Origin of the sequence: Paraburkholderia sp. Tr-20389 (assembly GCF_017104565.1) — a bacterium.
Lineage (GTDB): Bacteria > Pseudomonadota > Gammaproteobacteria > Burkholderiales > Burkholderiaceae > Paraburkholderia.
Window position 1 is genome coordinate 69,507 of record NZ_JAAGPD010000009.1, and the last position, 22,340, is coordinate 91,846.

Genomic DNA, 22,340 nt, shown 5'->3' on the forward strand with positions numbered 1-22,340 from the left:
GCGTGCAAGACAATTCGCGTGTGAGCCGCTAATCTGTCGGCTGTCCGGATTCCGCCCGCCGGCGCTCGGCGGCAACAGCGATGACACGCGTCGACTCTCCCTTCGATATCGAACATCTGGAAGACGAGTGGCTCGAAGCCGATGGTGTGGGCGGCTTCGCGTCCGGCACTGTCGGCATGCTGCGCACGCGCCGTTACCACGCGCTGCTGCTGACGGCGACGCGCCCGCCGTCGGGCCGCGTGGTGCTCGTCAATGGGATCGAAGCGTGGGTCGAAGCGAATGGCGCGCGTTATCCGCTGACGATGCAGCGTTATGCGCCCGATATCATCTATCCCGACATCGCCGCGAGTCTGGTCTCGTTCGAGACGGCGCCTTGGCCGACATGGCGATTTCGTATCGACGACACAACGTGCGTGATCGCCGAAATCTTCGTCGTGAAGGAAACATGCGAGACGGTACTGCGCTGGCGTATCGCGTTCGATAACGATGCACCCCGCGATGTGCCTCTCACATTGCATGTCCGTCCATTGATGTCGGGCCGTGACTATCACGCGCTGCATCATGAAAACGGCGCGTTCGATTTCGCTGCCGCGATCGACGGCGGACGCGTTCAGTGGCAGCCGTATCGCGATCTGCCCGCCGTTCGCGTCGTGACGAACGGCGCCTACGAGCATGCGCCCGACTGGTATCGCAACTTCTGCTATGTGCGCGAACGTGAGCGCGGCCTCGACTTTACGGAAGACCTCGCGACACCGGGTGTCTTCACGTTCGACCTGCTCGCCGGCGATGCGGCGATGATCCTGAACGCGAGCGTATCGAACGACGCCGTGCGTGTTCCTGCGCAAGCGGCGATCGATCATGCAAACGCGCTCGCAGAGAAAGAAGCCACCCGCCGAGCGACGTTCGCTTCCCGTTTGCATCGCTCGGCCGATGCCTATGTCGTCGCGCGTTCGGCGGGCCGCACGATCGTCGCGGGCTTTCCGTGGTTCACGGATTGGGGCCGAGACACGTTCATCGCGATGCGCGGCCTGCTGATCGCGACGGGGCGGCACGCGGAAGCCGAAGCGATCCTGCTCGCGTGGGCAGGCACGATATCGCAGGGCATGTGCCCAAACCGCTTTCCCGATTACGGCGACGAGCCTGAATACAACTCGGTGGATGCGTCGCTGTGGTTCGTCATCGCCGTGCACGACTATCTGGCGACGGGACATGTGTCGAACGCGACGCGCGACCGCCTGCATGAAGCCGTCGAGACGATTCTGTCCGGCTACACGCAGGGCACGCGCTACGGCATACGCGCCGACGGCGACGGCCTGCTGCGCGCCGGCGTGCCGGGCGTGCAACTGACGTGGATGGACGCCAAGGTCGGCGACTGGGTCGTGACGCCGCGTATCGGCAAGCCGGTCGAAGTGCAGGCGCTGTGGTTCAACGCGTTGTGCATCGCGGCGCAGTGGAACGCGCGATGGAATGAAGCGGCTGGGCGCGCAGCAGCTTCATTTGTGCAGCGCTTCGTCGATCTGCAATCGGGCGCGCTGTTCGACAACGTCGATGTCGATCATGTGCAAGGCAGCGTCGATCGCTCGATCCGGCCCAATCAGATTTTTGCCGCGGGCGGTTTGCCGTTTGCACTGGTCGAAGGAGAGACGGCACGCGCGGTCGTCGCGCAGGTTGAGGCGCACCTGCTGACACCGCTCGGATTGCGTACGCTGTCGCCGGAAGCTCCTGGGTATCGCGGGCGTTATGGCGGCTCGCCGCTCGAGCGCGACGGCGCCTATCACCAGGGGACGGTGTGGCCATGGCTGCTCGGACCGTTCGTCGAAGCATGGCTGCGCGTGCAGCGTCCGGACGATGCAGCACGCCGCGCGGCGCGTGCACGCTTTCTCGCGCCGCTCGATGCGCATCTGGATCGGGCGGGCCTCGATCATCTGTCGGAAGTCGCGGACGGCGATGCGCCGCATGCGCCCGGCGGTACGCCGTTTCAGGCGTGGTCGCTGGGGGAACGGTTGCGGATCGGCGTATTGCTGGGCGAATAACACGAAGGCAGCGTGCAGGCGGAACTGCCCGTTCCGCAACGCGACTCACCCATTCCGCGCTACGATGTGACTCCCACCGTCACCCGAGAGACGAGGACGCCGTCATGCCTCCGCTGCGCGCTGGAAATCTGCTTGCCACGGTCGAAGGGATCCGCCTGCATTCCAGCGAGTGCGCGCGATGGCAGCGTTGGGGCCCGTACCTGAGCGAGCGTCAGTGGGGCACGGTGCGCGAAGACTACAGTCCCAACGGCACCGCGTGGGACTACTTCCCACACGATCACGCGCGCAGCCGCGCCTACCGATGGGGCGAAGACGGTATCGCCGGTTTCGGCGACGACACATTGAACTGGTGCGTGTCGATCGCCATGTGGAATCGCGCCGATCCCATCCTCAAGGAGCGCCTGTTCGGTCTCACGAACCAGGAAGGCAACCACGGCGAAGACGTCAAGGAACTGTACTTCTATCTCGACGGTACGCCGACGCATTCGTATATGCGGATGCTTTACAAATATCCGCATGCCGCGTTTCCGTATCAGGATCTCCTTGAAGAAAACGCGCGGCGCGGCGCGGACCAGCCCGAATACGAAGTGCTCGATACGGGCGTATTCGACGACCTGTGCTATTTCGACGTGACGGTCGAATACGCGAAGAACACACCCGAAGACATCGTGATGCGCGTGACCGTCGAGAATCGCGCGGACGAATCGGCATCGCTCGATCTGCTGCCGCAAATCTGGGCGCGCAACAAGTGGTCGTGGAAAGAGACGGACCAGCGTCCGAAGCTCACGAAGGAAACCGTGCATGGCGTCACGCGTCTGCTCGGCACGCATCCGGGCCATGAGCCGATCATCGTGACGGCATGGTCGCCTGACACGACCGTGCTCGAATGGCTGTTCTGCGAGAACGATACGAACGTCAGGCGCCATTTCAACATGGACGCGCAAGGTCCGTTCAAGGACGGCTTCAACGATTACCTCGTGCATGACGACGCCGACGCGATCCGGCGCGACGGCGGCACCAAGGCGGCTCTGCACGTGCCGCTGAATCTGCCGCCGCAGGGCAAGGCCGTGGTCTATCTGCGCTGGCGGCCGGAGTTCGCGGTCGACGAAACGCCGCTTTGCGCAGACGATCTTTTTACGCAGCGCATCGCCGAGGCCGACGCTTTCTATGCCGCGTTGCAGCACGATATCGCAGGCGCCGACGAACGGCTTGTGCAGCGTCAGGCGCTCGCGGGCATGTTGTGGTCGAAGCAGTACTACCAGTTCGACGTGCAGCGCTGGATGGACGGCGACCCTTTGCAGCCGACGCCGCCCGCGTCGCGCAAGAACGGCCGCAACCGCGACTGGCGGCATCTGTGCAATGCCGACATCGTGTCGATGCCCGACAAGTGGGAGTACCCGTGGTACGCGTCGTGGGACCTCGCCTTTCATGCGGCGGCATTCGCGTTGATCGATCCCGCGTTTGCGAAGCGCCAGTTGCTGCTGCTGGTGAAGGACCGCTACATGCATCCGAACGGGCAGATTCCCGCCTACGAGTGGGCGTTCAGCGATGCGAATCCGCCCGTGCATGCATGGGCGGCATGGCGTGTCTACGAAATCGATCGCGCGCTGACGGGCAAGGGCGACCGCGATTTTCTGGAACTCGTCTTTCACAAGCTGCTGCTCAACTTCTCGTGGTGGGTGAACCGCAAAGACGCTGATGGCCGCAATATCTTCCAGGGCGGCTTTCTCGGGCTCGACAACGTCGGCATTTTCGACCGCTCGTCGCCGCTGCCGACGGGCGGTCATATCGATCAGGCCGACGGCACCGCATGGATGGCCGCCTATGCGCTGGACCTGATGCGTATCGCGCTGGAACTCGCCTTCGCGAATCACGTGTTCGTCGATATCGGCGTGAAGTTCTTCGAACACTTTCTGTATATCGCGCAGGCGGTGAGCTGCGAAGACGGTTGCGATACAGGCTTGTGGGACTCGGAAGACGAGTTCTTCTACGACAAACTGCGCCTGCCCGACGGCACCAGCGTGCCGATGCGCGTGCGCTCGATCGTCGGCCTGATTCCGCTGCTCGCCGTTCATGTGCTCGAAGAGCGTTTGCATGGCTCGCTGCCGGGCCTGCGCGATCGTCTCGTCTGGTTCCTGCGCAACCGGCCCGATCTCGCGAGCCTCGTGTCGCGCTGGAATGAACCGGGGCGCGGCAACAACCTGCTGCTGTCGCTATTGCGCGGGCATCGGATGAAGGCGCTGCTCAAACGCGCGCTCGACGAAGCGGAGTTCCTGTCCGATCACGGCATACGTGCACTGTCGCGTGTGCATCGCGACGAGCCGTATGTCTATCGTCACAACGGTCAGAGCTTCTGCGTGAAGTATTTGCCTGCCGAATCGGATTCGCGTGTGTTCGGCGGCAATTCGAACTGGCGCGGGCCCGTGTGGATGCCCGTGAACTATCTGCTGATCGAGTCGTTGTACGAATTTCACCGCTATTACGGCGACGATTTTCGCGTCGAGTATCCGACGGGCTCGGGCAACAAGCTCTCGCTGTCCGAAATCGCCGATGCGCTCGCGCAGCGCACCACGACGCTCTTCCTGAAGGACAGGAACAACGAGCGTCCCGTGATGGCCGCGTATCCATTGTTGCAGGCGGACCCGCGCTCGCAGGATCTCGTCCTCTTTCATGAATACTTTCACGGCGATAACGGGCGCGGTGTCGGCGCGTCGCATCAGACGGGATGGACGGGCCTTGTCGCGTTGCTGCTGCAGCCGCGCAAACACGCAAGCTCGGGGATCTTGCCCGCGACGGGCGAGGTGCCGGAATCCGAACGGGTCGCGGCTTCCGTGAAATAGATCGCACTGCATGCCGCCCATGCTGCTGTTCGATTGAACCACGCGGCATCGCGGCAGGTCTTTCAGATATCGCCACTCGTGGCTCATCGACGGAAAGCGTGCCATGTCCAATGACGCGAAACATACCGACGCTTCACACTCCCAGCCCGCAAGCTGCAAGATCGGCGCGGGGCCGCATGCAGCGGGCGGCCCCGCAGGCAAGCAGCCCGCGCCGCCGTGCACGCTCGTCATTTTCGGCGCGGGCGGCGATCTCACCAAACGGCTGCTGACACCGTCGCTCTATAACCTGAGCGTAGACGGCCTGCTCGACGACGGCATGAACATCATCGGCGTCAATCACGGCGAACGCGAAACGAAAGAGTGGATCGACGATCTCGGCCAGTCGCTGAAGCAGTTCGCCGCCGACAAGGCCAGCGAAGCTCACACCGGCAAGGTCGACGAGAAAGCCTGGAAGCGGCTGTCGTCGCGCATGGAGTACATGGCGGGCGAATTCGAAGCGGATGACGTTTTCGAAGCGCTCAAACAACGCATCGATCAAACCTCGCATGGCAATGCGATCTTCTATCTGGCCGTGGGCGCGCGCTTCTTCAAGCCGATCGTCGAGCGGCTCGGCAAGCATGGCTTGCTGAAAGAAGACGCGCAACAGCAGGTCCGCTTCCGGCGTCTCGTGATCGAGAAGCCGTTCGGCACGGACCTCGCTTCTGCGCGCGATTTGAACGCACACATCCTGCGCTATGCAAGCGAATCGCAGGTGTTTCGCATCGACCACTTTCTCGGCAAGGACACCGTGCAAAGCGTTCTGGCCGTGCGCTTCGCCAATGCGATGTTCGAGCCGGTGTGGCGGCGCGAATACATCGACAACGTACAGATCACGGCGTCCGAAACGCTCGGCGTGGAAGGGCGCGGCAAGTTCTACGAGCAGACGGGCGCGTTCCGCGACATGGTGCCGAACCATCTGTTCCAGCTGCTGGCGATGGTCGCGCTGGAGCCCCCCAATTCGTTCGATGCCGAAGCGGTGCGCGATAAGAAGGCTGAACTGTTCGACGCGATCGAGCCGCTCAAGCCATCGGACGTCGTGCTCGGCCAATACGAAAAGGGCGATGCGGGCGTGGGCTATCGCGACGAACCCGATGTCGCGCGCGACAGCACGACGGAGACCTATGCGGCTGCGCGCGTGTTCATCGACAACTGGCGCTGGGCCGGCGTGCCGTTCTATTTGCGCACGGGCAAACGCATGGCCGCGCGGCGCACGGAAATCGCCGTGCAACTGAAGCGCGTGCCGTTCCTGCTGTTTCGCGACACACCTGTCGAAGCGTTGACGCCGAACGTCTTCACGCTGCGCATCGATCCCGCTCACGGCACGCGGTTCGACTTCAACGTGAAAGTACCGGGACCGACGATGCAGATGGGCGCGGTGCGTTCGGCCTTCAACTACAACGACTTCTTCGCGGAGCGCGCGAACGTCGGCTATGAAACGCTGCTGTACGACTGCATGCTCGGTGACGAGACACTGTTCCAGCGGGCCGACAGCATCGAGTCGAGCTGGTGTGCGGTCGATCGCGTATTGCATCCCGAAGGCGGCGCGCTGCCCGTGCATGGCTATGCGGCGGGCGGCAATGGGCCGGTGCAAGCCGACGAACTGCTCGCGCGCGATGGCCGCGCGTGGCGCCCGTTGCAAGACGCGGAATAGACCTGTGAACACGAAGACGAATGGAGGGGACGACTTGGCCAAGACTAAAGAAGCGCGGCAACGCAAGGCCGCGAGCAGCGGCGAACGGATACTCGCAATCGACATCGGCGGAACGGGCCTGAAGGCGGCCGTGATCGACGCAGGCGGCGAGATGAAAAGCGAGCGCGTGCGCGTGGCGACACCGCATCCGTGCAAAGCGGAGCAACTGGTCGATACGCTGGCGACCCTCGTGCAGCCGCTCGTCGACACACATCATCCGACACGGATGTCGATCGGCTTTCCGGGCGTCGTGCGCGACAACCGCGTGCTCACCGCACCGAATATCGGCGACCCGAGCTGGCGCGGCTTTCCGCTTGCGGACCAGCTTGCCGCGCGAGTCGGTGGTTTGCCCGTACGCATGATCAACGACGCCGAGATGCAGGGCTTCGCGGCGATCGAAGGGCACGGCCTCGAATTCGTGCTGACGCTCGGAACGGGTGCGGGCACCGCGCTCTTTCGCGACGGCGAGTTGATGCCGCATCTCGAACTCGCGCATCATCCCGTCAGCAAGGGGCGCACGTATGACGAGTACATCGGCAATGCGGCGCGCGAGAAAGCGGGCAACAAGCGCTGGAACCGGCGTGTCGAGAAGGTGATCGGCATCCTGGCTTCGCTCGTGAATTACGACAAGCTGTGGATCGGTGGCGGCAATGCAGAGCGTCTGGCATTCGAATTGCCGCCCGATGCGGCGATCGTGTCGAACGCGGCGGGCATCGAAGGCGGTGCGAAGCTGTGGCATCCGCAGTCGGTTCGCGAGACGAGGCAATTGCCGCAAGCGAACGGGAAGACAGGGGCCTCCGGAAAATGACTCTGACCACACGTGCGGAATAAAACGGCATGCCCGTTCGTTTCGTTCCATGCAGCCGCAACGTGCGGCTGCATCTCTTTCGACGGAGCCGCACGATGAAAACGCTTCTGTATTACGCCCGGCTCGCAGCGTTGGCTGGCGCGTGCCTGTCGACAGACTTCACACATGCCGTCGCGGCGGAGCCTTTCGAAGTCACGTCGCCGGGCACGGCCGATGGCGGCACCATCGATTCGAGCCACGCAGCTAGCGCGAACAATTGCGGCGGCGGCAACCAGTCGCCCGCCGTGCAATGGCGCAACGGGCCTTCGGGCACGCGCAGCTTCGCGGTGACGTTGTTCGATCCCGACGGCGCCAAGGGCCTCGGCGTGATTCATTGGGTGTTGTACGGGATACCCGCGTCGATGAACGCGATGGCGCATGGCGCGCCGGCTCCCTCGGGAAGCGTGAGCGGCATCAATCGCACGGGGCAGCCCGGCTATTACGGACCGTGTCCGCCCGTCGGCGATGTGCCGCATCACTATGTGCTGCAGGTCTATGCGCTCGACCTCGCGCCCGATGCGCTCCCGGCCAATCTCAATCACGATGCGTTTCTCGCAGCCGTCACCAACCACGTGCTGGCCGCGAGTAGCACCGTGCTGCGCTATGGACGCTAGCGATGAACTGAGCTGCGTGTTCAGCGCTGCGCATCGCCCCAGCGATACTCGACGGTCGCTTCGTCGAGTTGCTTCTTGATCTCGGGATCGAGCGCATAGTCGACGGCAGCGAGCGAGTCGTTCAACTGTTCGACGCGGCTCGCACCGATGATCGCCGAGGTAATGGTGGGATTCGCTAGCACCCATGCGATGGCCGTCTTCGTCATCGGCTCGCCCGTTTTCGCGTTGATGTCGCGCAGCGTGTCGATGGTCTTGAACTCGCGCTCGTGCCAATAGCGCTCCGAGTACATTGCGCCAGCCTTGCCGACCGTTTCGGTGAAGCGTCCGTCCGTGGGCTTCGCGTCGTGACGATGCTTGCCTGTCAACAGTCCGCCCGCGAGCGGGTTGTAGGGGATCACGGCCAGGCCTTCTTCGTCGGCGAGCGGCAGCAGTTCGCGTTCGATCTGCCGGAACAGCAGGTTGTAGCGCGGCTGCACTGACACGAAGCGCGCGGCGCGCAGCACGTCCGAACGTCCCAGCATGCGCGCGAGCCGGTATGCGAGATAGTTCGACACGCCGATATAGCGTGCCTTGCCCGAGCGCACGATCACGTCGAGCGCTTCGAGTGTTTCGTCGAGCGGTGTGTCGCGGTCGTCGGAGTGCAACTGGTAGAGGTCGACGTAGTCGGTGTTCAGGCGCCGCAATGAATCGTCGATGGCATCGAGCAGATGTTTGCGCGATGCACCCTGATTCCACGGATGCGGGCCCACCTTGCCGACGGCTTTCGTCGCGAGGATGAAGCGCTCGCGCTTGCCCTTGAGCCAGCGCCCAATGATCTCCTCGGTGCGGCCTGCGAGATCTTCGCCGCCGCCGAGCGGGTAGACGTCGGCGGTATCGATGAAATTCACGCCGGCATCCGTCGCCTTGTCGAGAATGCCGCGCGATACGTCTTCTTCAGTTTGCAAACCGAACGTCATCGTTCCGAGACACAAACGCGAGACAGTCAGGCCCGTATGGCCGAATTTGCGGTATTGCATGATCGACTCCGCGAGAAGGGTAAGGGTTGTGTGCAGCAGGTTGAGATGCAGAAGATAGAGCATAGCGGCTATTGCGAGTCGGCGTCGCGGCGCTGCCATCGCGCATACATTGTGCTGACAACGGCGTGGGCTGTGCTCAGAAAACTTTTTATCGGCGTCGGGTCTAAACGGCTTTGTCGCGCGTCGAGGTTCTTCTCCGATGAGTGTCGAAAGAAGTGAGCATCTCAAACACGGCGGTTTGCCGGCACGCGCAGTGCTTGCGGGCGCAGCTGTCGTCGCGGTAGGTTTGCTGGTCGCGTGCGCCGTCGCCATCAAAAGACAGCGAGGTAATGCGCGAGTGCCCGAGCCGGCGAAGCGCGTCGATCTGGACCGCTATGCGGGGCACTGGTACGAATATGCGCGCTACGACAATCGCTTCGAACGCGGCCGCGATTACGTCACGGCCGACTATGCGAAACGCGATGACGGATTGATCAGCGTGATCAACACGGGGCGCGAAGGCGGCGCGAACGGACCGCGGCGCATCGCGCGCGGCAAGGCGCGCGTGACGCCCGGCTCGAACAACGCAAAGCTGAAGGTGTCGTTCTTCGGTCCGTTCTATGTCGGCGACTACTGGGTGCTCGATCATGACGACGATTACCGCTGGTCGATCGTCGGCGAGCCGGGTGGAACCTATCTCTGGATCCTCACGCGCGAAGCAAAACCCCCAGTCGAACTGCAACACGCGCTGCTGGAACGCGTGCGCGCATTGGGCTATGACCTGTCGATGCTGCGGCGTACGCAGCATTGAGGGTGCCCTCGATTGCCGATTGAAATTTTTTCTACCGCTCTTTCCTTTTGCGCAAGCGAGCCCCGCACATCCTTCAATTGCGGCCGGAAACCACGCTCAACGCGGTAATACTTCCCTTCGGTTCGCGCGCTTTCGCGCAATTACTTCCGCTTTTTCGCATCGGCATGAATTTCGCATCGCAGGTCATATTGCGACTCCGCATCGATCCGCGCTGATCGATGTGGCCTTTCGAACCGGAGTGTGACCTGCCCACGTAAAGCATCGAGTGAAGGAACCGTGGCTTGTCGCACCATACTGCGTCAAATGTCATGGATACCAACTCTACTGTCACGACCATCCGGAGCGGCGCGCACCGTATCACCGACCATCGGGACGATATCTTCTTCGCCGCCGTATCGACGACCCGCATGCCGATGGTCGTCACCGATCCCAATCTGCCCGACAACCCGGTGATCTTCGCGAACCATGCGTTCCTGCGCATGACGGGTTACGAGCTGACGGAGATCATCGGCAGCAACTGCCGCTTTCTGCAAGGACCGGAGACCGATCGCGCGACCATCGACGAAGTGCGCGCCGCGGTTGCGGATCGCCGCGAACTCGCGACGGAGGTGCTCAACTATCGCAAGGATGGTTCGACGTTCTGGAACGCGCTGTTCATTTCGCCCGTGTTCAACGAACAGGGCGAACTCGTCTATTTCTTCGGCTCGCAGCTGGACGTCAGCCGCCGCCGCGACGCGGAGGACGCATTGCATCAGGCGCAGAAGATGGAGGCGCTCGGCCAGTTGACGGGCGGCATTGCGCACGACTTCAACAACCTGTTGCAGGTGATGGCGGGCTATGTGGACGTGCTGCAAATGGGCATCGAAGGCAATGCGCAAAGCAGCGTGATGGCGCAAAGCCTCGATCGCATCCGCGGCGCGGTTGCGAAGGCGACGACGCTCACGCAGCAGTTGCTCGCGTTCGCGCGCAAGCAGAAGCTCGTGGGCCGCACGGTCAATCTGAACACGCTGGCGGACAGCATGGTCGAGCTTGCGCGGCGCACGCTCGGTGGCAACATTTCGTTGAGAACGGAATACGAGGAAGGACTCGGCAATTGCCGCGTCGATTCGACCCAGCTCGAAGTCGCGCTGCTCAACGTACTGCTCAATGCGCGCGATGCGCTCACGTCGCGGCGCGATGGCGTGGTGACGGTGCGCACGGAGACCGTCGAACTGGAGCAGCAGGAGACGGTCGGGTTCGCCGACTTGCGCGCGGGTTGCTATGTGACCATCGCGATTTCCGACAACGGCTGCGGTATCCCGCCTGAAATACTCGACCGCGTGATGGACCCGTTCTTCACGACCAAGGACGAAGGCAAGGGTACGGGTCTGGGGCTGTCGATGGTGTATGGCTTTGCAAAGCAGTCGGGCGGCGCGGTGAACCTTTATTCGGAGCCCGGCGTCGGCACGACGCTGCGGCTTTATTTCCCCGCTGTCGGAGGCAATGCGCAACGCCGGCCGTCCGCACCGAAAGCGATCGAAAAGGCGGGCAACGAAATGATCCTGATCGTCGACGATCGTGTGGAAGTGGCCGAGGTCGCACAAGCGATGCTCGAGCAGATCGGCTATCGCACGCGCGTCGTGCTGAACACGAAGGAAGCGATGGACATCCTGCAGGAAGGCACGCACCTCGATCTGCTGTTCACCGACCTCATCATGCCCGGCAACATGAACGGCGTGATGCTCGCGCGCGAGGCGCGGCGTCTGCATCCGAAGATCAAGGTGCTGCTGACGACAGGCTACGCCGACGCGTCGTTGGAGCGAACCGATACGAACGGCAGCGAGTTCGACATGATTCACAAACCATACAGGCGCGCCGAACTGGCGCGCAAGGTGCGGATCGTTCTCAACGGACCGACAGGGGTCGGATAACTTTCAATGCAGTTCAGGTCGATCAGCGCGGTTATCGAATGAACACGTTGTGATCCTTTTCATTTGTTGCCACTCGCGGATAAAATTTATGTTCGGTTCCGTTCAACCTGCGGCGACACGCGGGGTGCTAAAACAGCATCGCGCGTTCGTGTTTTAACCGGACCTCGAATGTTGCGACCACCTATACCAGACAACGAAAGCGAGCGCGTGGAGACATTGCGTTCGTTCCATATCCTCGATACACCGCCAGAAGAGCGGTTCGACCGTCTAACGCGCCTCGCGCGACGCCTGTTCGGCGTGCCCATTGCAGCCGTGACGCTGGTCGACAGTCATCGCCAGTGGTTCAAGTCGCATCCCGGCCTCGAAGCGTCTGAAACGCCGCGCGATGTATCGTTTTGCGGCCATGCCATTCTCGACGGCGACCTGTTTCTCGTGAACGACGCATCGCTCGATGTGCGTTTCGCCGACAATCCGCTCGTGACGGGCGATCCGAACATCCGTTTCTATGCGGGTTATCCGCTTACCGTCGACAACGGCAGCCGGCTCGGCACGCTATGCCTGATCGACGTGAAGCCGCGTGCGCTCGACGACGAGGAGCGCGTGCTGTTGCGCGATCTCGCACGCATGGCCGAGCAGGAAATCGCCGCCGTGCAGCTCGCGACCACCGACGAGCTGACGGGCCTGTCGAACCGCCGAGGCTTCGAAGCACTCGCGCAGCATGCGATCAAACTCTGCAAGCGCGCGCAGAAGGCTGCCTCGTTGCTGTTCTTCGACCTGAACGGCTTCAAGCAGATCAACGACGTGTATGGTCACGCGGAAGGCGACCGTGCGTTGATTGCATTTGCGACGGTGTTGCGCACGGCGCTGCGCGACAGCGATGTGATCGGCCGGCTAGGCGGCGACGAGTTCGTCGTGCTGCTGACCGAGTCGGACCACGAAGGCACGCTGCAGACCGTCGAGCGGCTGCGGCATCAGCTGGATCTGCACAACCAGGCGGCGCAAACGCCTTATCAGCTGCATTGCAGCGTGGGCACGGCGACCTGCGAGCCCGACAGTCCGCAGACTATCGACGACCTGCTGGCGCAAGCCGACGTCGCGATGTACGCGAACAAGCGCGCACAACGCTAAATACTGGGCGACTGCGCAAACGTTCGCGCAGCCGCCCGCCGCGCGTTCGCTTCATCGTCGTTCAGCGGTTTTCCAGCACCCACCTTTCTTCGCGCTCCAGCCTGAGCAGCGCATGCTCGAACATCGCACGCGCGCGGCCCGAGATATTCGAGAGATAGACATGCAACAGTGCATCGGCGGGCGTGCGCGAAGCGCAACTGACGCTGTACTGCTCGAACGCGCTCAACTGCATGATGATGTTTGCCAGATGCTTGGGGCACTCGCATGCGATGGTGGTCGACGCATGCGCCATCGCCATCAATGCTTCATCGGTGTAGTGGCGTTGCGGCGCGGGCTCGCGCATGTCGGGCTGCGCGGCCTTCGTGCCCGTCTTGCGCTGAAAGTCGCCCAGCATCTGCGAGACCGACGGCTGGTCGAGCGGCTCGCGTATCGTGCGTACGCCGACGCGTTCCAGCAGGTTGATCGTGTTGGCTGCGGCGAACGAGTACACGACGACGATGTTTTCCGCATGCGTCGATGCGCTCAAGGCAAGCACGCGTTCGACATCGTCGGTGTGCAGCGACGGCAGATGAATGATCAGCACGTCGGCAGGCTGATTCATGCGCTCGGTGAACGCGGCCGTCATGTTTTCGAAGACCTTCGGCTCGCCGGCGAGTTCGGCCTGCATCGCGTGCAGGTGCTGGCGGATCGTATTGGCGAGCGCCGTGCCGACGATGCGCAGACGCAAGCCCGGCCGGCCTTCCGTGAGCGGCGACACGGGCGTCTTGTCGACATGCATGAACGCGAGGCGTTCGAGTTCGCCCGTCTGCAAGGTGGCGATCGAGCCGATCGAATAGCCGCGATCGACGAGCCCCTTGATCATCGCCACGCGCCGCACGTCGGCTTCGCTATAGAGGCGGTGGCCGGACTGCGTGGTAGGCGGCGCAACGACGCCATAGCGGCGCTCCCAGATGCGCAGCGTGCCCACGGGGAGATTCGCCATGCGAGCGACAGCCCCGATGCGATAGCGCGGCACGACTTCGGGATCATCCACTGTGTTGTTCATGAATCGAAAACCCTTGGAGAAGTCGATTCGAGTCTAACAAGCGCGACGATGTTTTGAGGCGGATTTTTTTGTTCAATGATGCCGCAAAGCCGCATGCACAAACGTTTCGCGGGGCGCGACCCTTTGAATCGCAAGCGTTTCGAGGGTTCTTGCACGCATTCTGTCCTGCCTGTTGCGCGTGCGTGCGGAAAAGGTGCTTGTACCGCTTTTGACCAGGATCGAACGATTCGGAGCTTGTGCTACGCATTCATGCGATGTATGGACGCGCGTGCGCCGAAGGCATCTAGCGTGCGTGCTTGAGCGTAGAGCCGCGCACGATCAGTTTCGGTTCGGACGTCACGCAGATGCGCGGTGCTTTCTGATGCGAGCCATGCGCGCGCGCGGGCCGTTCGATCAGCTCGCGCAGCAGCGACACGGCGAGTTCGGCGGCTTCGACCGTCGGCACCGCGACGGTCGTGAGAGGCGGGCGCGATTGCTGCGCGAGTTGAATGTCGGTGATGCCGACTACGGAGAGATCGTGCGGCACATCGCGCCCGAGATCGGCGGCTGCGTGAATCGTGCCGAGTGCGGGCAGGTCGTTGGTCGCGAAGATGGCTGTGAGCTTTGCGTCGCGCTCCAGCAGATCGCGCGCGGCCGTGTAGCCCCCTTCGATCGTATCGGGCGCGTAGCGCACGTTTTTCGCGGGCACTTTCAAACCAGCTTCGCGCATCGCGTCGACGAAGCCTTCGTAACGCGATCCGTGGATGCCGGACGGTTTGCTGCCGACCACCGCGCCGATCCGCGTGTGACCGAGTTCGATCAGATGCCGCGCGGCGAGCCGGCCTGCGAGCCGGAAGTCGACGGCAACACACGGCAAGCCGGGCGGATCGTCGGGGCGTTCCCACATGCACAACACCACGGGCGTTCCGCGCGCTTCGGCCTTGCGCAGATCGTCGAAGTCGAGGTTGGCGTTCATCACGAGCACGCCCTCGGAAAGCGAGCCCGCGAGCTGGTCGAGATAGGTGCGACCCGCGTGCGGGTCTTCGTTCGTGTTGCAGATGATGACGAAGTGCCCGCTCGTGCGCGCCGCGCGTTCGGCGGCGAGCGCGAACTCGGGATAGAACGGATTCGCGATACTCGACACCATCAGCGCGATGGTCGGCGCGCGGCCTTCGGCGAGCGCGCGGGCTGCGAGATGCGGACGATAGTTGAGCGCCTCGACGGCTTCGAGCACGCGCTGGCGTGTCTGTTCTCCGACGCGTCCGCGATTGCGCAGCACGTTCGAAACGGTGGCCGACGTGACGCCGGCGCGCCGCGCGACTTCGCTCAAGGTGGACATGGTTCGTAGCGTATCCTCAATATGTGGGACATGCGTTCATCATTTGCATTGGCTACGAAGGCGGGGCACCATGCGCAAAACGACAGAACGATTCACGGAGACAAGCCTTACTGTCTGACAGAAGGCCTTCAGAAGGACCAGCGATCGCATAGCGGTCGTTTTTTCGGTCATTCAGATTAAGCGCTTAATCTCCGCTTCGGGCTGATTAAATCACGGAGTCGAAGCGATGGCGAGCATTTCGTTGAAGGGCGTGCAAAAAGCGTATGGAGACAACGCGCCCGTGATCCGCAACGTCGATCTTGAGATCGGCGAAAACGAGTTTTGCGTGTTCCTCGGTCCGTCGGGCTGCGGCAAGTCCACGCTGCTGCGCATGATTGCAGGGCTGGAGGACGTGACGGACGGCGACCTGTCGATCGGCGGTCGCATCGTCAACGACGTGCCCGCTGCCGAGCGGGGTGTCGCGATGGTGTTCCAGAGTTACGCGCTGTTTCCGCATATGAGCGTGTACGAGAACATGGCCTTCGGCCTCAAGCTCGCGAAGAAACCGAAAGCGGAAATCGACCGCAAGGTGCAGGAAGCAGCGCGCATCCTGCAACTCGAAGCGCTGCTCGACCGCAAGCCGCGCGCGTTGTCGGGCGGCCAGCGGCAGCGTGTCGCGATCGGCCGCGCGATCGTACGCGAGCCCGGCGTGTTTCTGTTCGATGAACCCCTGTCCAACCTCGATGCGACGCTGCGTGGCCAGACGCGCATCGAGATCGCGCGCCTGCACAAGCAGTTCGCTACGGCGAGCGTCGTCTATGTGACGCACGATCAGACGGAAGCGATGACGCTCGCCGACAAGATCGTGCTGCTGCACTCGGGCAAGGACACGGAACGCTACGGCAGCATCGCGCAGATCGGCGCGCCGCTCGAGTTGTATCACCGGCCGAACAGCCGCTTCGTCGCGGGCTTCATCGGCTCGCCGCGCATGAACTTCCTGCCCGGCAGAGTGACGGCGCTCGATGCGCAAGGCGTCGACGTCACGCTCGATCACACGAACGAAGTCCTGCGCGTCGCTGTCGACGGCAGCACCTTGCAAGGCGGACAACCCGTCACGCTCGGCGTGCGTCCCGAGCATCTCGAACTCGTGACGGACGATGCATCACGACATGATGCAACGCTCACGCGCACCATCTCGCTGATCGAGCGTCTGGGCGAGCACAGCTACGTGCATCTCGAACAGCCCGGCGGCAACGTACTGATCGCCAAGGTGCCGGGCAATGCCCGCATCGAACAGGGCGATCGCGTGGTCTTCGCCGCGCCCGTCCGTGCCTGCCATCTTTTCACCGAAGACGGATTCGCCGTGAAGGCGCTCGATACCGTCGAACACTACATTTAAGGGACACGCGCATGCGCCTAGGAGTCTGTTATTACCCGGAGCACTGGCCGGAATCGATGTGGGAAGACGACGCGCGCCGCATGAAGGCGCTCGGCATCGAGCAGGTGCGAATCGCGGAGTTCGCGTGGAGCCGCATGGAGCCGACGCCCGGCGAATACGACTGGGGCTGGCTCGATCGTTCGATCGACGTGCTCGGCAAGGCGGGCCTGCAAGTGGTGATGTGCACGCCGACGGCCACGCCGCCGAAGTGGCTGATCGACCGTCATCCCGACATTCTGCCTGTCGGTGCCGATGGACGTCCGCGTGCGTTCGGCTCGCGCCGTCACTACGATTTCTCGTCGCCGTCGTATTTCGAAGCGTCGCGCAAGATCTGCACGGCGGTGGCCGAGCGCTACGGCAAGCATCCCGCCGTCGCTTACTGGCAGACGGATAACGAGTTCGGTTGCCACAACACGGTAGTCAGCTATTCGCCTGCTGCCGTCGCGCGGTTTCGCGAGTGGCTCAAGGAGCGCTATCAGACCATCGACGCGTTGAACCGCGCATGGGGCACCGTGTTCTGGAGCATGGAGTATCGCAGCTTCGACGAAATCGATGCGCCCGTTGCGACCGTGACGGAAGCGCATCCTTCGCATCGGCTCGACTATCGCCGTTTTGCATCGGATGAAGTCGCGCGCTACAACCGCATGCAGGTCGAGATCATTCGCGCGCATTCGCCGGGTCGTCCCGTCGCGCACAACTTCATGCAGCTGTTCACCGAGTTCGATCACTACAAGGTCGCGCGCGATCTCGACGTGGCGACGTGGGACAGCTATCCGCTCGGTGCGCTCGAAGAGCAGTGGTACGCACCGGAGATCAAGGCGAAGTTCCTGCGCACGGGGCATCCCGACTTCGCATCGTTCAATCACGACGTGTATCGCGGCATGTCGAAGCTGCCGTTCTGGGTGATGGAGCAGCAGCCCGGACCGGTGAACTGGGCGCACTGGAATCCGTCGCCGCTGCCAGGCATGGTGCGTCTGTGGAGCTGGGAAGCGTTCGCGCACGGCGCGGGCTGCGTGTCGTACTTCAGATGGCGTCAGGCGCCGTTCGCGCAGGAGCAGATGCACGCGGGCCTGAACACGCCGGACAATCGCCTCGATATCGGCGGCAGCGAAGCGGAAAAGGTCGCGCATGAAATCGCGCAGGTGTCGTCCGCAGGTGCCGATGCTGACGCGAACGTGCGCAGCAAGATCGCGTTGATCTACGACTACGAAGCGAAGTGGCTCTTCGAGATTCATCCGCAGGGCGCCGACTTTCACTATCCGCGTTTCGCGTTCGAATACTACTCGGCGCTGCGTGCGCTCGGCTTCGACGTCGACGTGATTTCCGCCGATGCGCCGCTCGACGGCTACAAGATGATCGTCGTGCCGCCGCTGCCCGTCGTGCCCGGCGATTTCGCCGTGCGGCTCGCGGCATCGGGCGCGCAGATCGTGCTCGGTCCGCGTACGGGTTCGAAGACGCCTGACTTGCAGATTCCCGCGAACCTGCCGCCCGGCGCGCTCGCGTCGCTGCTGCCCATTCGCGTGTGGCGCGTCGAATCGATGCGGCCCAACGTGACCGAGCCGGTGCAGATCAACGGCGCGGGCGACGGACTGCGTGAAGGCCATGCACGTCACTGGCGCGATCTGATCGATGCCGCCGACGAACGCAGCTTCGGCGTGCGCGCGCGTTTCGCCGACGGCCATCCCGCCTACGTGCAGCATGGTTCCGTGCATTACTTCGCGAGCCTGTTCGACGATGCGCTCACGCAATCGCTGTTCGCGCGCATCGCGACGGAAGCCGGCCTCACGCCGACGCCGCTCGGCGACAGCCTGCGCATCAGCCGGCGTGGCAAGCTCGCGTATGTCTTCAACTACGCGAATGCACGGCATACGATCGAAGGCGTCGATGCATCGCGCTTCGTGATCGGCACGCGTGAAGTCGAGCCGCAAGGCGTATCGGCATACCGGTTGGAGTAACCCATTTACTTCGCAACGCAGCAGTGATCCAGCATGTAAGAACCAGGACGCAAAAGGAGACAGGAGCATGACAGCAAAACGATTCAATGCGCGCACCGCGATTGCAGCGGCTGCCCTCGCAGTGGCGGCGGCCGTTGCGCCGTTCGCGGCAAGCACGGCGGAAGCCGGCACGCTGACGATGAACATCGCGTTCAAGGGCGCAAGCCAGCGTGCGGTGTGGCAGTCGGTGATCGACGACTTCAAGAAAGCGCATCCCGACATCGACGTGAAGGCGTCGTTCATCGATGAAGAGGCGTACAAGGTGCAGTTGCCGGGCTGGCTGTCGACGGTGCCGCCCGACGTGCTCAACTGGCACAACGGCGAGCGCATGGCGTACTACGCGCGCCGCGGCCTGTTCGAGGACCTGAGCGGCGACTGGAAGAAGAACGGCTGGGACACGATGTATGCGTCGACCAAGGAATCGTCGACCTACAACGGCAAGCAGTACGCGGCGCCGACCGTGTACTACTCGTGGGGCCTGTTCTACCGCAAGGATCTGTTCCAGAAAGCGGGCATCGCGTCTGAGCCGAAGACGTGGGATCAGCTGATGGACGCATGCAAGAAGCTGAAGGCGGCGGGCATCACGCCGTTCGCGGTCGGCGGCCGCGATGCATGGACGCTGGCGGGCTGGTTCGATTATCTCGACCTGCGCATCAACGGCAATGCATTCCACCAGAAGCTGATGGCGGGCGAAGTGCCGTACACCGATCCGCGCGTGAAGAAGGTCTACACGACGTGGAAGCAACTGCTCGACGACAAGGATTTCATCGACAACTCGCTCTCGTACGATCTGGATGCCGCGCAGCCGTTCCTGTTCCAGGGCAAGGCCGCGATGATGCTGATGGGCACGTTCATCACGGGCGGCTTCCCGCCGAACGTGAAGCCGAACATGAGCTACTTCCAGTTCCCGATCATCGACTCGAATGTGCCGACGGCGGAAGATGGTCCCGTCGAATCGCTGCATATTCCGGCGAAGGCAAAGAACAAGGCGGACGCGCATACGTTCCTCGCGTTCGTCGAAACGCCTGAGCAGGGCGCGAAGCTCGCAACGGGTCTCGGCTCGCTGTCGGCGAACAGCAAGTCGCCGGAACCGGAAGATCCCATTTCGAAGATCGGTTTCCAGATCCTGTCGAACACGAAGGGCGGCATTGCGCAGTTCTACGATCGCGACATGACGAAGGAAATGGCCGACGAAGGGATGAAGGGCATGCAGCAGTTCATCGCCGATCCGACCAAGCTCGATGCGATCCTCGCGCAACTCGAGCAGACGCGTAAGCGCATCTACAAGAAGTAAGCTTGTGAAGCAATGCCGTCGGGCCGTTTGCATCGCGGTCCGGCGCGCAGCACCACTTGGAGAATCGTCGTGTCGCACTCCGTCACACGTCAGGACATCAACGGCACGCCGCCTTCGCAGCCGCAGGCGTCGCCGTTGCCCCGCGCCGCCGGCAAAAAGCGCGGGCCGTCGCCCACCGCGCGGCGCCAGCGCAAGGCCGCGTTGCTGTTTCTCGCGCCCGCGTGCTTCATGGTTGCCGTTTATGTCGTCTGGCCAATCCTGTCGTCGATCTGGCTGAGCTTCTTTAACTGGGACGGCATGACCGACAAGGTCTTCGTCGGTCTCGCGAATTACATCGAGCTGTTTCAGGCGCCGACCTTCTATACCGCGCTGAAGAACAACCTCATCTGGCTCGTGCTGTTCCTGCTCGCGCCGCCGATGGGTCTTGCCGTCGCGCTGTACCTGAACCAGGCGGTGTCGGGCATTCGCGTTGTGAAGTCGCTGTTCTTTGCGCCGTTCGTGTTGTCGGGCGTGGTGGTCGGGCTGATCTTTTCATGGTTCTACGATCCGACCTTCGGCCTGTTCGCGGTGATACTCGGCCACGGCATACCCGTGCTCGGCGATGCGCACTACGCGACTTTCGGCATCATCTTCGCCGCGCTGTGGCCGCAAACCGCGTACTGCATGATTCTGTATCTGACGGGTCTGACGTCGCTCAACAGCGAGCAGCTCGAAGCCGCGCGCATGGAAGGCGCGAAGGGCTGGGCGATGCTATGGCATGTGGTGCTGCCGCAATTGCGGCCCGTCACGTTCATGGCGATCGTCGTCACGGTGATCGGCGCGCTGCGCAGTTTCGACCTGATTTCGGTGATGACGGGCGGCGGTCCGTTCGAAAGCTCGACGGTGCTCGCGTACTACATGTACGACCAGGCGATCAAGTATTACCGCATCGGCTACTCGGCATCGATTGCCGTCGTGCTGTTCGCGATCATGCTCGTCTACATCGTCTATCACCTGCGCCGCATGCTGCGCAACGAACAGTAAAGCAAGGAGCGACTCATGTATCCGATGCCCGTCGCCAAATGGAAACCGGTCAACCGGCGGCTGTACAAACTCTCGTTGCCGGTTGCGCTGCTGATCTGGCTGCTGCCGATGATCGCCGTGCTCGTCACCTCGGTGCGTTCGACGGAAGAACTCAGCGAAGGCAATTACTGGGGCTGGCCGAAGCACATCGCGCTGATCGACAACTATCGCGAAGCGCTCACCACGTCGCCGATGCTGCATTACTTCTGGAACAGCGTGCTGATCACGGTGCCGTCCGTGATCGGTTCGATTGCGCTGGCGGCGATGGCAGGCTTCGCACTCGCCATCTACAAGTTCCGCGGCAACACGACGCTGTTCGCCACGTTCGTCGCGGGCAATTTCGTGCCGATCCAGATCCTGATGATTCCCGTGCGCGATCTGTCGCTGAGCCTCGGCATCTTCAATACGCTCAGCGCCCTGATTCTTTTTCACGTGGCGTTTCAGACGGGTTTTTGCGCGCTTTTTCTGCGCAACTTCATCAAGCAGTTGCCGTATGAACTCGTCGAAGCGGCGCGTATCGAAGGCGCGGGCGAGTGGACCGTGTTCTTCAAGATCGTGCTGCCGCTGATTCGCCCGGCGCTTGCCGCGCTCGCCATTCTTGTCTTCACGTTCGTATGGAACGATTACTTCTGGGCGCTGTGTCTGACACAGGGCGACGAGGCCGCGCCGATCACGGTCGGTGTCGCGGCGCTCAAGGGTCAATGGACGACAGCCTGGAATCTCGTATCGGCGGGATCGATACTGGCCGCGCTGCCTTCCGTCGCAATGTTCTTTGCGATGCAAAAGCACTTCGTGGCAGGGCTTACGTTCGGCGCCACGAAAGGCTAACCGTGTTTCGTCGATGTCTCCTGGTAGAAGGTTGCCCGCGTAAGCGGGCTTTTTTCTATCGACGGCCTGTTACTGGCCCGGCATCACGGCAGTGTGCACGCCCGCGAGCGGCGAACCATAGCCGCCCGACTGCGCATTGTTCGGCGTGCCGTTGACGAGTTGTGCGCGCGGATCGGTCGGATTCAGATTGAGTTCGCCCGCCTGCTGGTTGCCGTGCGTCGGATACTCGCTGCCGCGTGGGGCGTTGGGCATCAGGCGCGTGCTGTTGGCGGGCGCGTTGACGTCGTCATATACGGAAAGCCCTTGCGCATGCGTCAGCGCCGCGCTCATCGAAAGCGCGAGGGCAGCAGTCAGTTGAAGAAAAGCGGTGGTCTTGCGCACGATGAACTCCTTGCTCGAAGAAAGGGCGCGCGTGATGAACGGGCACCGGGCGCACGCCGCTGAGACGCTTTAACTATTGGACATCGCCTTCGCG

17 protein-coding genes are annotated in these 22,340 nt (G+C 62.6%); 13 read left to right on the forward strand and 4 right to left on the reverse strand.

Translation table 11 applies throughout. The features are described from left to right. Nucleotides 1-80 precede the first annotated feature (80 nt). From G3N95_RS13005 to G3N95_RS13025, 5 genes are all read left to right on the forward strand, one after another. The gene (locus tag G3N95_RS13005; protein ID WP_205970400.1) at nucleotides 81-2,033 is read left to right on the forward strand and encodes an amylo-alpha-1,6-glucosidase; all 1,953 of its coding nucleotides are present in this window, start codon (nucleotides 81-83) and stop codon (nucleotides 2,031-2,033) included. Between the two features lie 104 nt (nucleotides 2,034-2,137). Continuing rightward, complete coding sequence (locus G3N95_RS13010; protein WP_205970401.1) at nucleotides 2,138-4,873, forward strand: glucosidase; 2,736 nt, start codon at nucleotides 2,138-2,140, stop codon at nucleotides 4,871-4,873. Nucleotides 4,874-4,976: 103 nt separating this feature from the next. Next, nucleotides 4,977-6,563, forward strand: a complete 1,587-nt coding sequence (gene zwf, locus G3N95_RS13015; protein WP_205970402.1) for a glucose-6-phosphate dehydrogenase — start codon at nucleotides 4,977-4,979, stop codon at nucleotides 6,561-6,563. Between the two features lie 34 nt (nucleotides 6,564-6,597). Further along, nucleotides 6,598-7,410 carry an ROK family protein gene (locus G3N95_RS13020; RefSeq protein WP_205970403.1) on the forward strand — a complete coding sequence of 271 codons (813 nt, stop codon included), beginning with the start codon at nucleotides 6,598-6,600 and terminating at the stop codon, nucleotides 7,408-7,410. A gap of 95 nt (nucleotides 7,411-7,505) precedes the next feature. Further along, nucleotides 7,506-8,063, forward strand: a complete 558-nt coding sequence (locus tag G3N95_RS13025; protein WP_205970404.1) for a YbhB/YbcL family Raf kinase inhibitor-like protein — start codon at nucleotides 7,506-7,508, stop codon at nucleotides 8,061-8,063. Between the two features lie 20 nt (nucleotides 8,064-8,083). Here G3N95_RS13025 and G3N95_RS13030 read toward each other — a convergent pair whose 3' ends face one another. After that, entirely contained in the window at nucleotides 8,084-9,079 is a 996-nt protein-coding gene (locus tag G3N95_RS13030; RefSeq protein WP_205970405.1) for an aldo/keto reductase, read from the reverse strand. Between the two features lie 199 nt (nucleotides 9,080-9,278). Here G3N95_RS13030 and G3N95_RS13035 point away from each other — a divergent pair, with 199 nt between their 5' ends. From G3N95_RS13035 to G3N95_RS13045, 3 genes are all read left to right on the forward strand, one after another. Beyond that, nucleotides 9,279-9,869 (forward strand): lipocalin family protein, encoded by a 591-nt coding sequence (locus G3N95_RS13035; RefSeq protein ID WP_205970406.1) that lies wholly within the window; start codon nucleotides 9,279-9,281, stop codon nucleotides 9,867-9,869. 308 nt (nucleotides 9,870-10,177) lie between these two features. Further along, nucleotides 10,178-11,779: a hybrid sensor histidine kinase/response regulator gene (locus tag G3N95_RS13040; protein ID WP_205970407.1), complete on the forward strand. Its 1,602-nt coding sequence runs from the start codon at nucleotides 10,178-10,180 to the stop codon at nucleotides 11,777-11,779. Between the two features lie 168 nt (nucleotides 11,780-11,947). Continuing rightward, nucleotides 11,948-12,907 (forward strand): sensor domain-containing diguanylate cyclase, encoded by a 960-nt coding sequence (locus tag G3N95_RS13045; protein ID WP_205970408.1) that lies wholly within the window; start codon nucleotides 11,948-11,950, stop codon nucleotides 12,905-12,907. Between the two features lie 61 nt (nucleotides 12,908-12,968). On the opposite strand, the gene G3N95_RS13050 is transcribed toward G3N95_RS13045, so the two are convergent. Both G3N95_RS13050 and G3N95_RS13055 read right to left on the reverse strand, forming a co-directional pair. Further along, the gene (locus G3N95_RS13050; protein WP_205970409.1) at nucleotides 12,969-13,952 is read right to left on the reverse strand and encodes a MerR family transcriptional regulator; all 984 of its coding nucleotides are present in this window, start codon (nucleotides 13,950-13,952) and stop codon (nucleotides 12,969-12,971) included. Between the two features lie 283 nt (nucleotides 13,953-14,235). Continuing rightward, nucleotides 14,236-15,270, reverse strand: a complete 1,035-nt coding sequence (locus G3N95_RS13055) for a LacI family DNA-binding transcriptional regulator (RefSeq protein WP_205970410.1) — start codon at nucleotides 15,268-15,270, stop codon at nucleotides 14,236-14,238. Between the two features lie 226 nt (nucleotides 15,271-15,496). Between G3N95_RS13055 and ugpC the strand changes: the two genes are divergently transcribed. The 5 genes from ugpC (at nucleotide 15,497) to G3N95_RS13080 (ending at nucleotide 21,865) form a co-directional block, all read left to right on the forward strand. After that, complete coding sequence (gene ugpC / locus G3N95_RS13060) at nucleotides 15,497-16,648, forward strand: sn-glycerol-3-phosphate ABC transporter ATP-binding protein UgpC (RefSeq protein ID WP_205970411.1); 1,152 nt, start codon at nucleotides 15,497-15,499, stop codon at nucleotides 16,646-16,648. 11 nt (nucleotides 16,649-16,659) lie between these two features. Continuing rightward, nucleotides 16,660-18,642, forward strand: a complete 1,983-nt coding sequence (locus tag G3N95_RS13065) for a beta-galactosidase (protein ID WP_205970412.1) — start codon at nucleotides 16,660-16,662, stop codon at nucleotides 18,640-18,642. 67 nt (nucleotides 18,643-18,709) lie between these two features. Beyond that, nucleotides 18,710-19,975: an extracellular solute-binding protein gene (locus tag G3N95_RS13070; protein WP_205970413.1), complete on the forward strand. Its 1,266-nt coding sequence runs from the start codon at nucleotides 18,710-18,712 to the stop codon at nucleotides 19,973-19,975. 69 nt (nucleotides 19,976-20,044) lie between these two features. Next, entirely contained in the window at nucleotides 20,045-20,998 is a 954-nt protein-coding gene (locus G3N95_RS13075) for a sugar ABC transporter permease (protein WP_205970414.1), read from the forward strand. 15 nt (nucleotides 20,999-21,013) lie between these two features. Beyond that, on the forward strand, nucleotides 21,014-21,865 hold the full coding sequence (locus G3N95_RS13080) for a carbohydrate ABC transporter permease (RefSeq protein WP_205970415.1): 852 nt from the start codon (nucleotides 21,014-21,016) through the stop codon (nucleotides 21,863-21,865). Between the two features lie 69 nt (nucleotides 21,866-21,934). On the opposite strand, the gene G3N95_RS13085 is transcribed toward G3N95_RS13080, so the two are convergent. Next, nucleotides 21,935-22,195, reverse strand: coding sequence for a hypothetical protein (locus tag G3N95_RS13085; RefSeq protein ID WP_205970581.1), 261 nt, complete (start codon nucleotides 22,193-22,195; stop codon nucleotides 21,935-21,937). Nucleotides 22,196-22,340: the final 145 nt, after the last annotated feature.

Excerpts from the sequence above, each read along its gene's own strand:
- G3N95_RS13005 (WP_205970400.1), top strand. The coding sequence starts at position 81 with ATGACACGCGTCGACTCTCCCTTCGATATCGAACATCTGGAAGACGAG.
- G3N95_RS13010 (WP_205970401.1), top strand. The coding sequence starts at position 2,138 with ATGCCTCCGCTGCGCGCTGGAAATCTGCTTGCCACGGTCGAAGGGATC.
- zwf (WP_205970402.1), top strand. The coding sequence starts at position 4,977 with ATGTCCAATGACGCGAAACATACCGACGCTTCACACTCCCAGCCCGCA.
- G3N95_RS13025 (WP_205970404.1), top strand. The coding sequence starts at position 7,506 with ATGAAAACGCTTCTGTATTACGCCCGGCTCGCAGCGTTGGCTGGCGCG.
- G3N95_RS13030 (WP_205970405.1), bottom strand. The coding sequence starts at position 9,079 with ATGCAATACCGCAAATTCGGCCATACGGGCCTGACTGTCTCGCGTTTG.
- G3N95_RS13035 (WP_205970406.1), top strand. The coding sequence starts at position 9,279 with ATGAGTGTCGAAAGAAGTGAGCATCTCAAACACGGCGGTTTGCCGGCA.
- G3N95_RS13040 (WP_205970407.1), top strand. The coding sequence starts at position 10,178 with ATGGATACCAACTCTACTGTCACGACCATCCGGAGCGGCGCGCACCGT.
- G3N95_RS13045 (WP_205970408.1), top strand. The coding sequence starts at position 11,948 with ATGTTGCGACCACCTATACCAGACAACGAAAGCGAGCGCGTGGAGACA.
- G3N95_RS13050 (WP_205970409.1), bottom strand. The coding sequence starts at position 13,952 with ATGAACAACACAGTGGATGATCCCGAAGTCGTGCCGCGCTATCGCATC.
- G3N95_RS13055 (WP_205970410.1), bottom strand. The coding sequence starts at position 15,270 with ATGTCCACCTTGAGCGAAGTCGCGCGGCGCGCCGGCGTCACGTCGGCC.
- ugpC (WP_205970411.1), top strand. The coding sequence starts at position 15,497 with ATGGCGAGCATTTCGTTGAAGGGCGTGCAAAAAGCGTATGGAGACAAC.
- G3N95_RS13065 (WP_205970412.1), top strand. The coding sequence starts at position 16,660 with ATGCGCCTAGGAGTCTGTTATTACCCGGAGCACTGGCCGGAATCGATG.
- G3N95_RS13070 (WP_205970413.1), top strand. The coding sequence starts at position 18,710 with ATGACAGCAAAACGATTCAATGCGCGCACCGCGATTGCAGCGGCTGCC.
- G3N95_RS13080 (WP_205970415.1), top strand. The coding sequence starts at position 21,014 with ATGTATCCGATGCCCGTCGCCAAATGGAAACCGGTCAACCGGCGGCTG.
- G3N95_RS13085 (WP_205970581.1), bottom strand. The coding sequence starts at position 22,195 with ATGAGCGCGGCGCTGACGCATGCGCAAGGGCTTTCCGTATATGACGAC.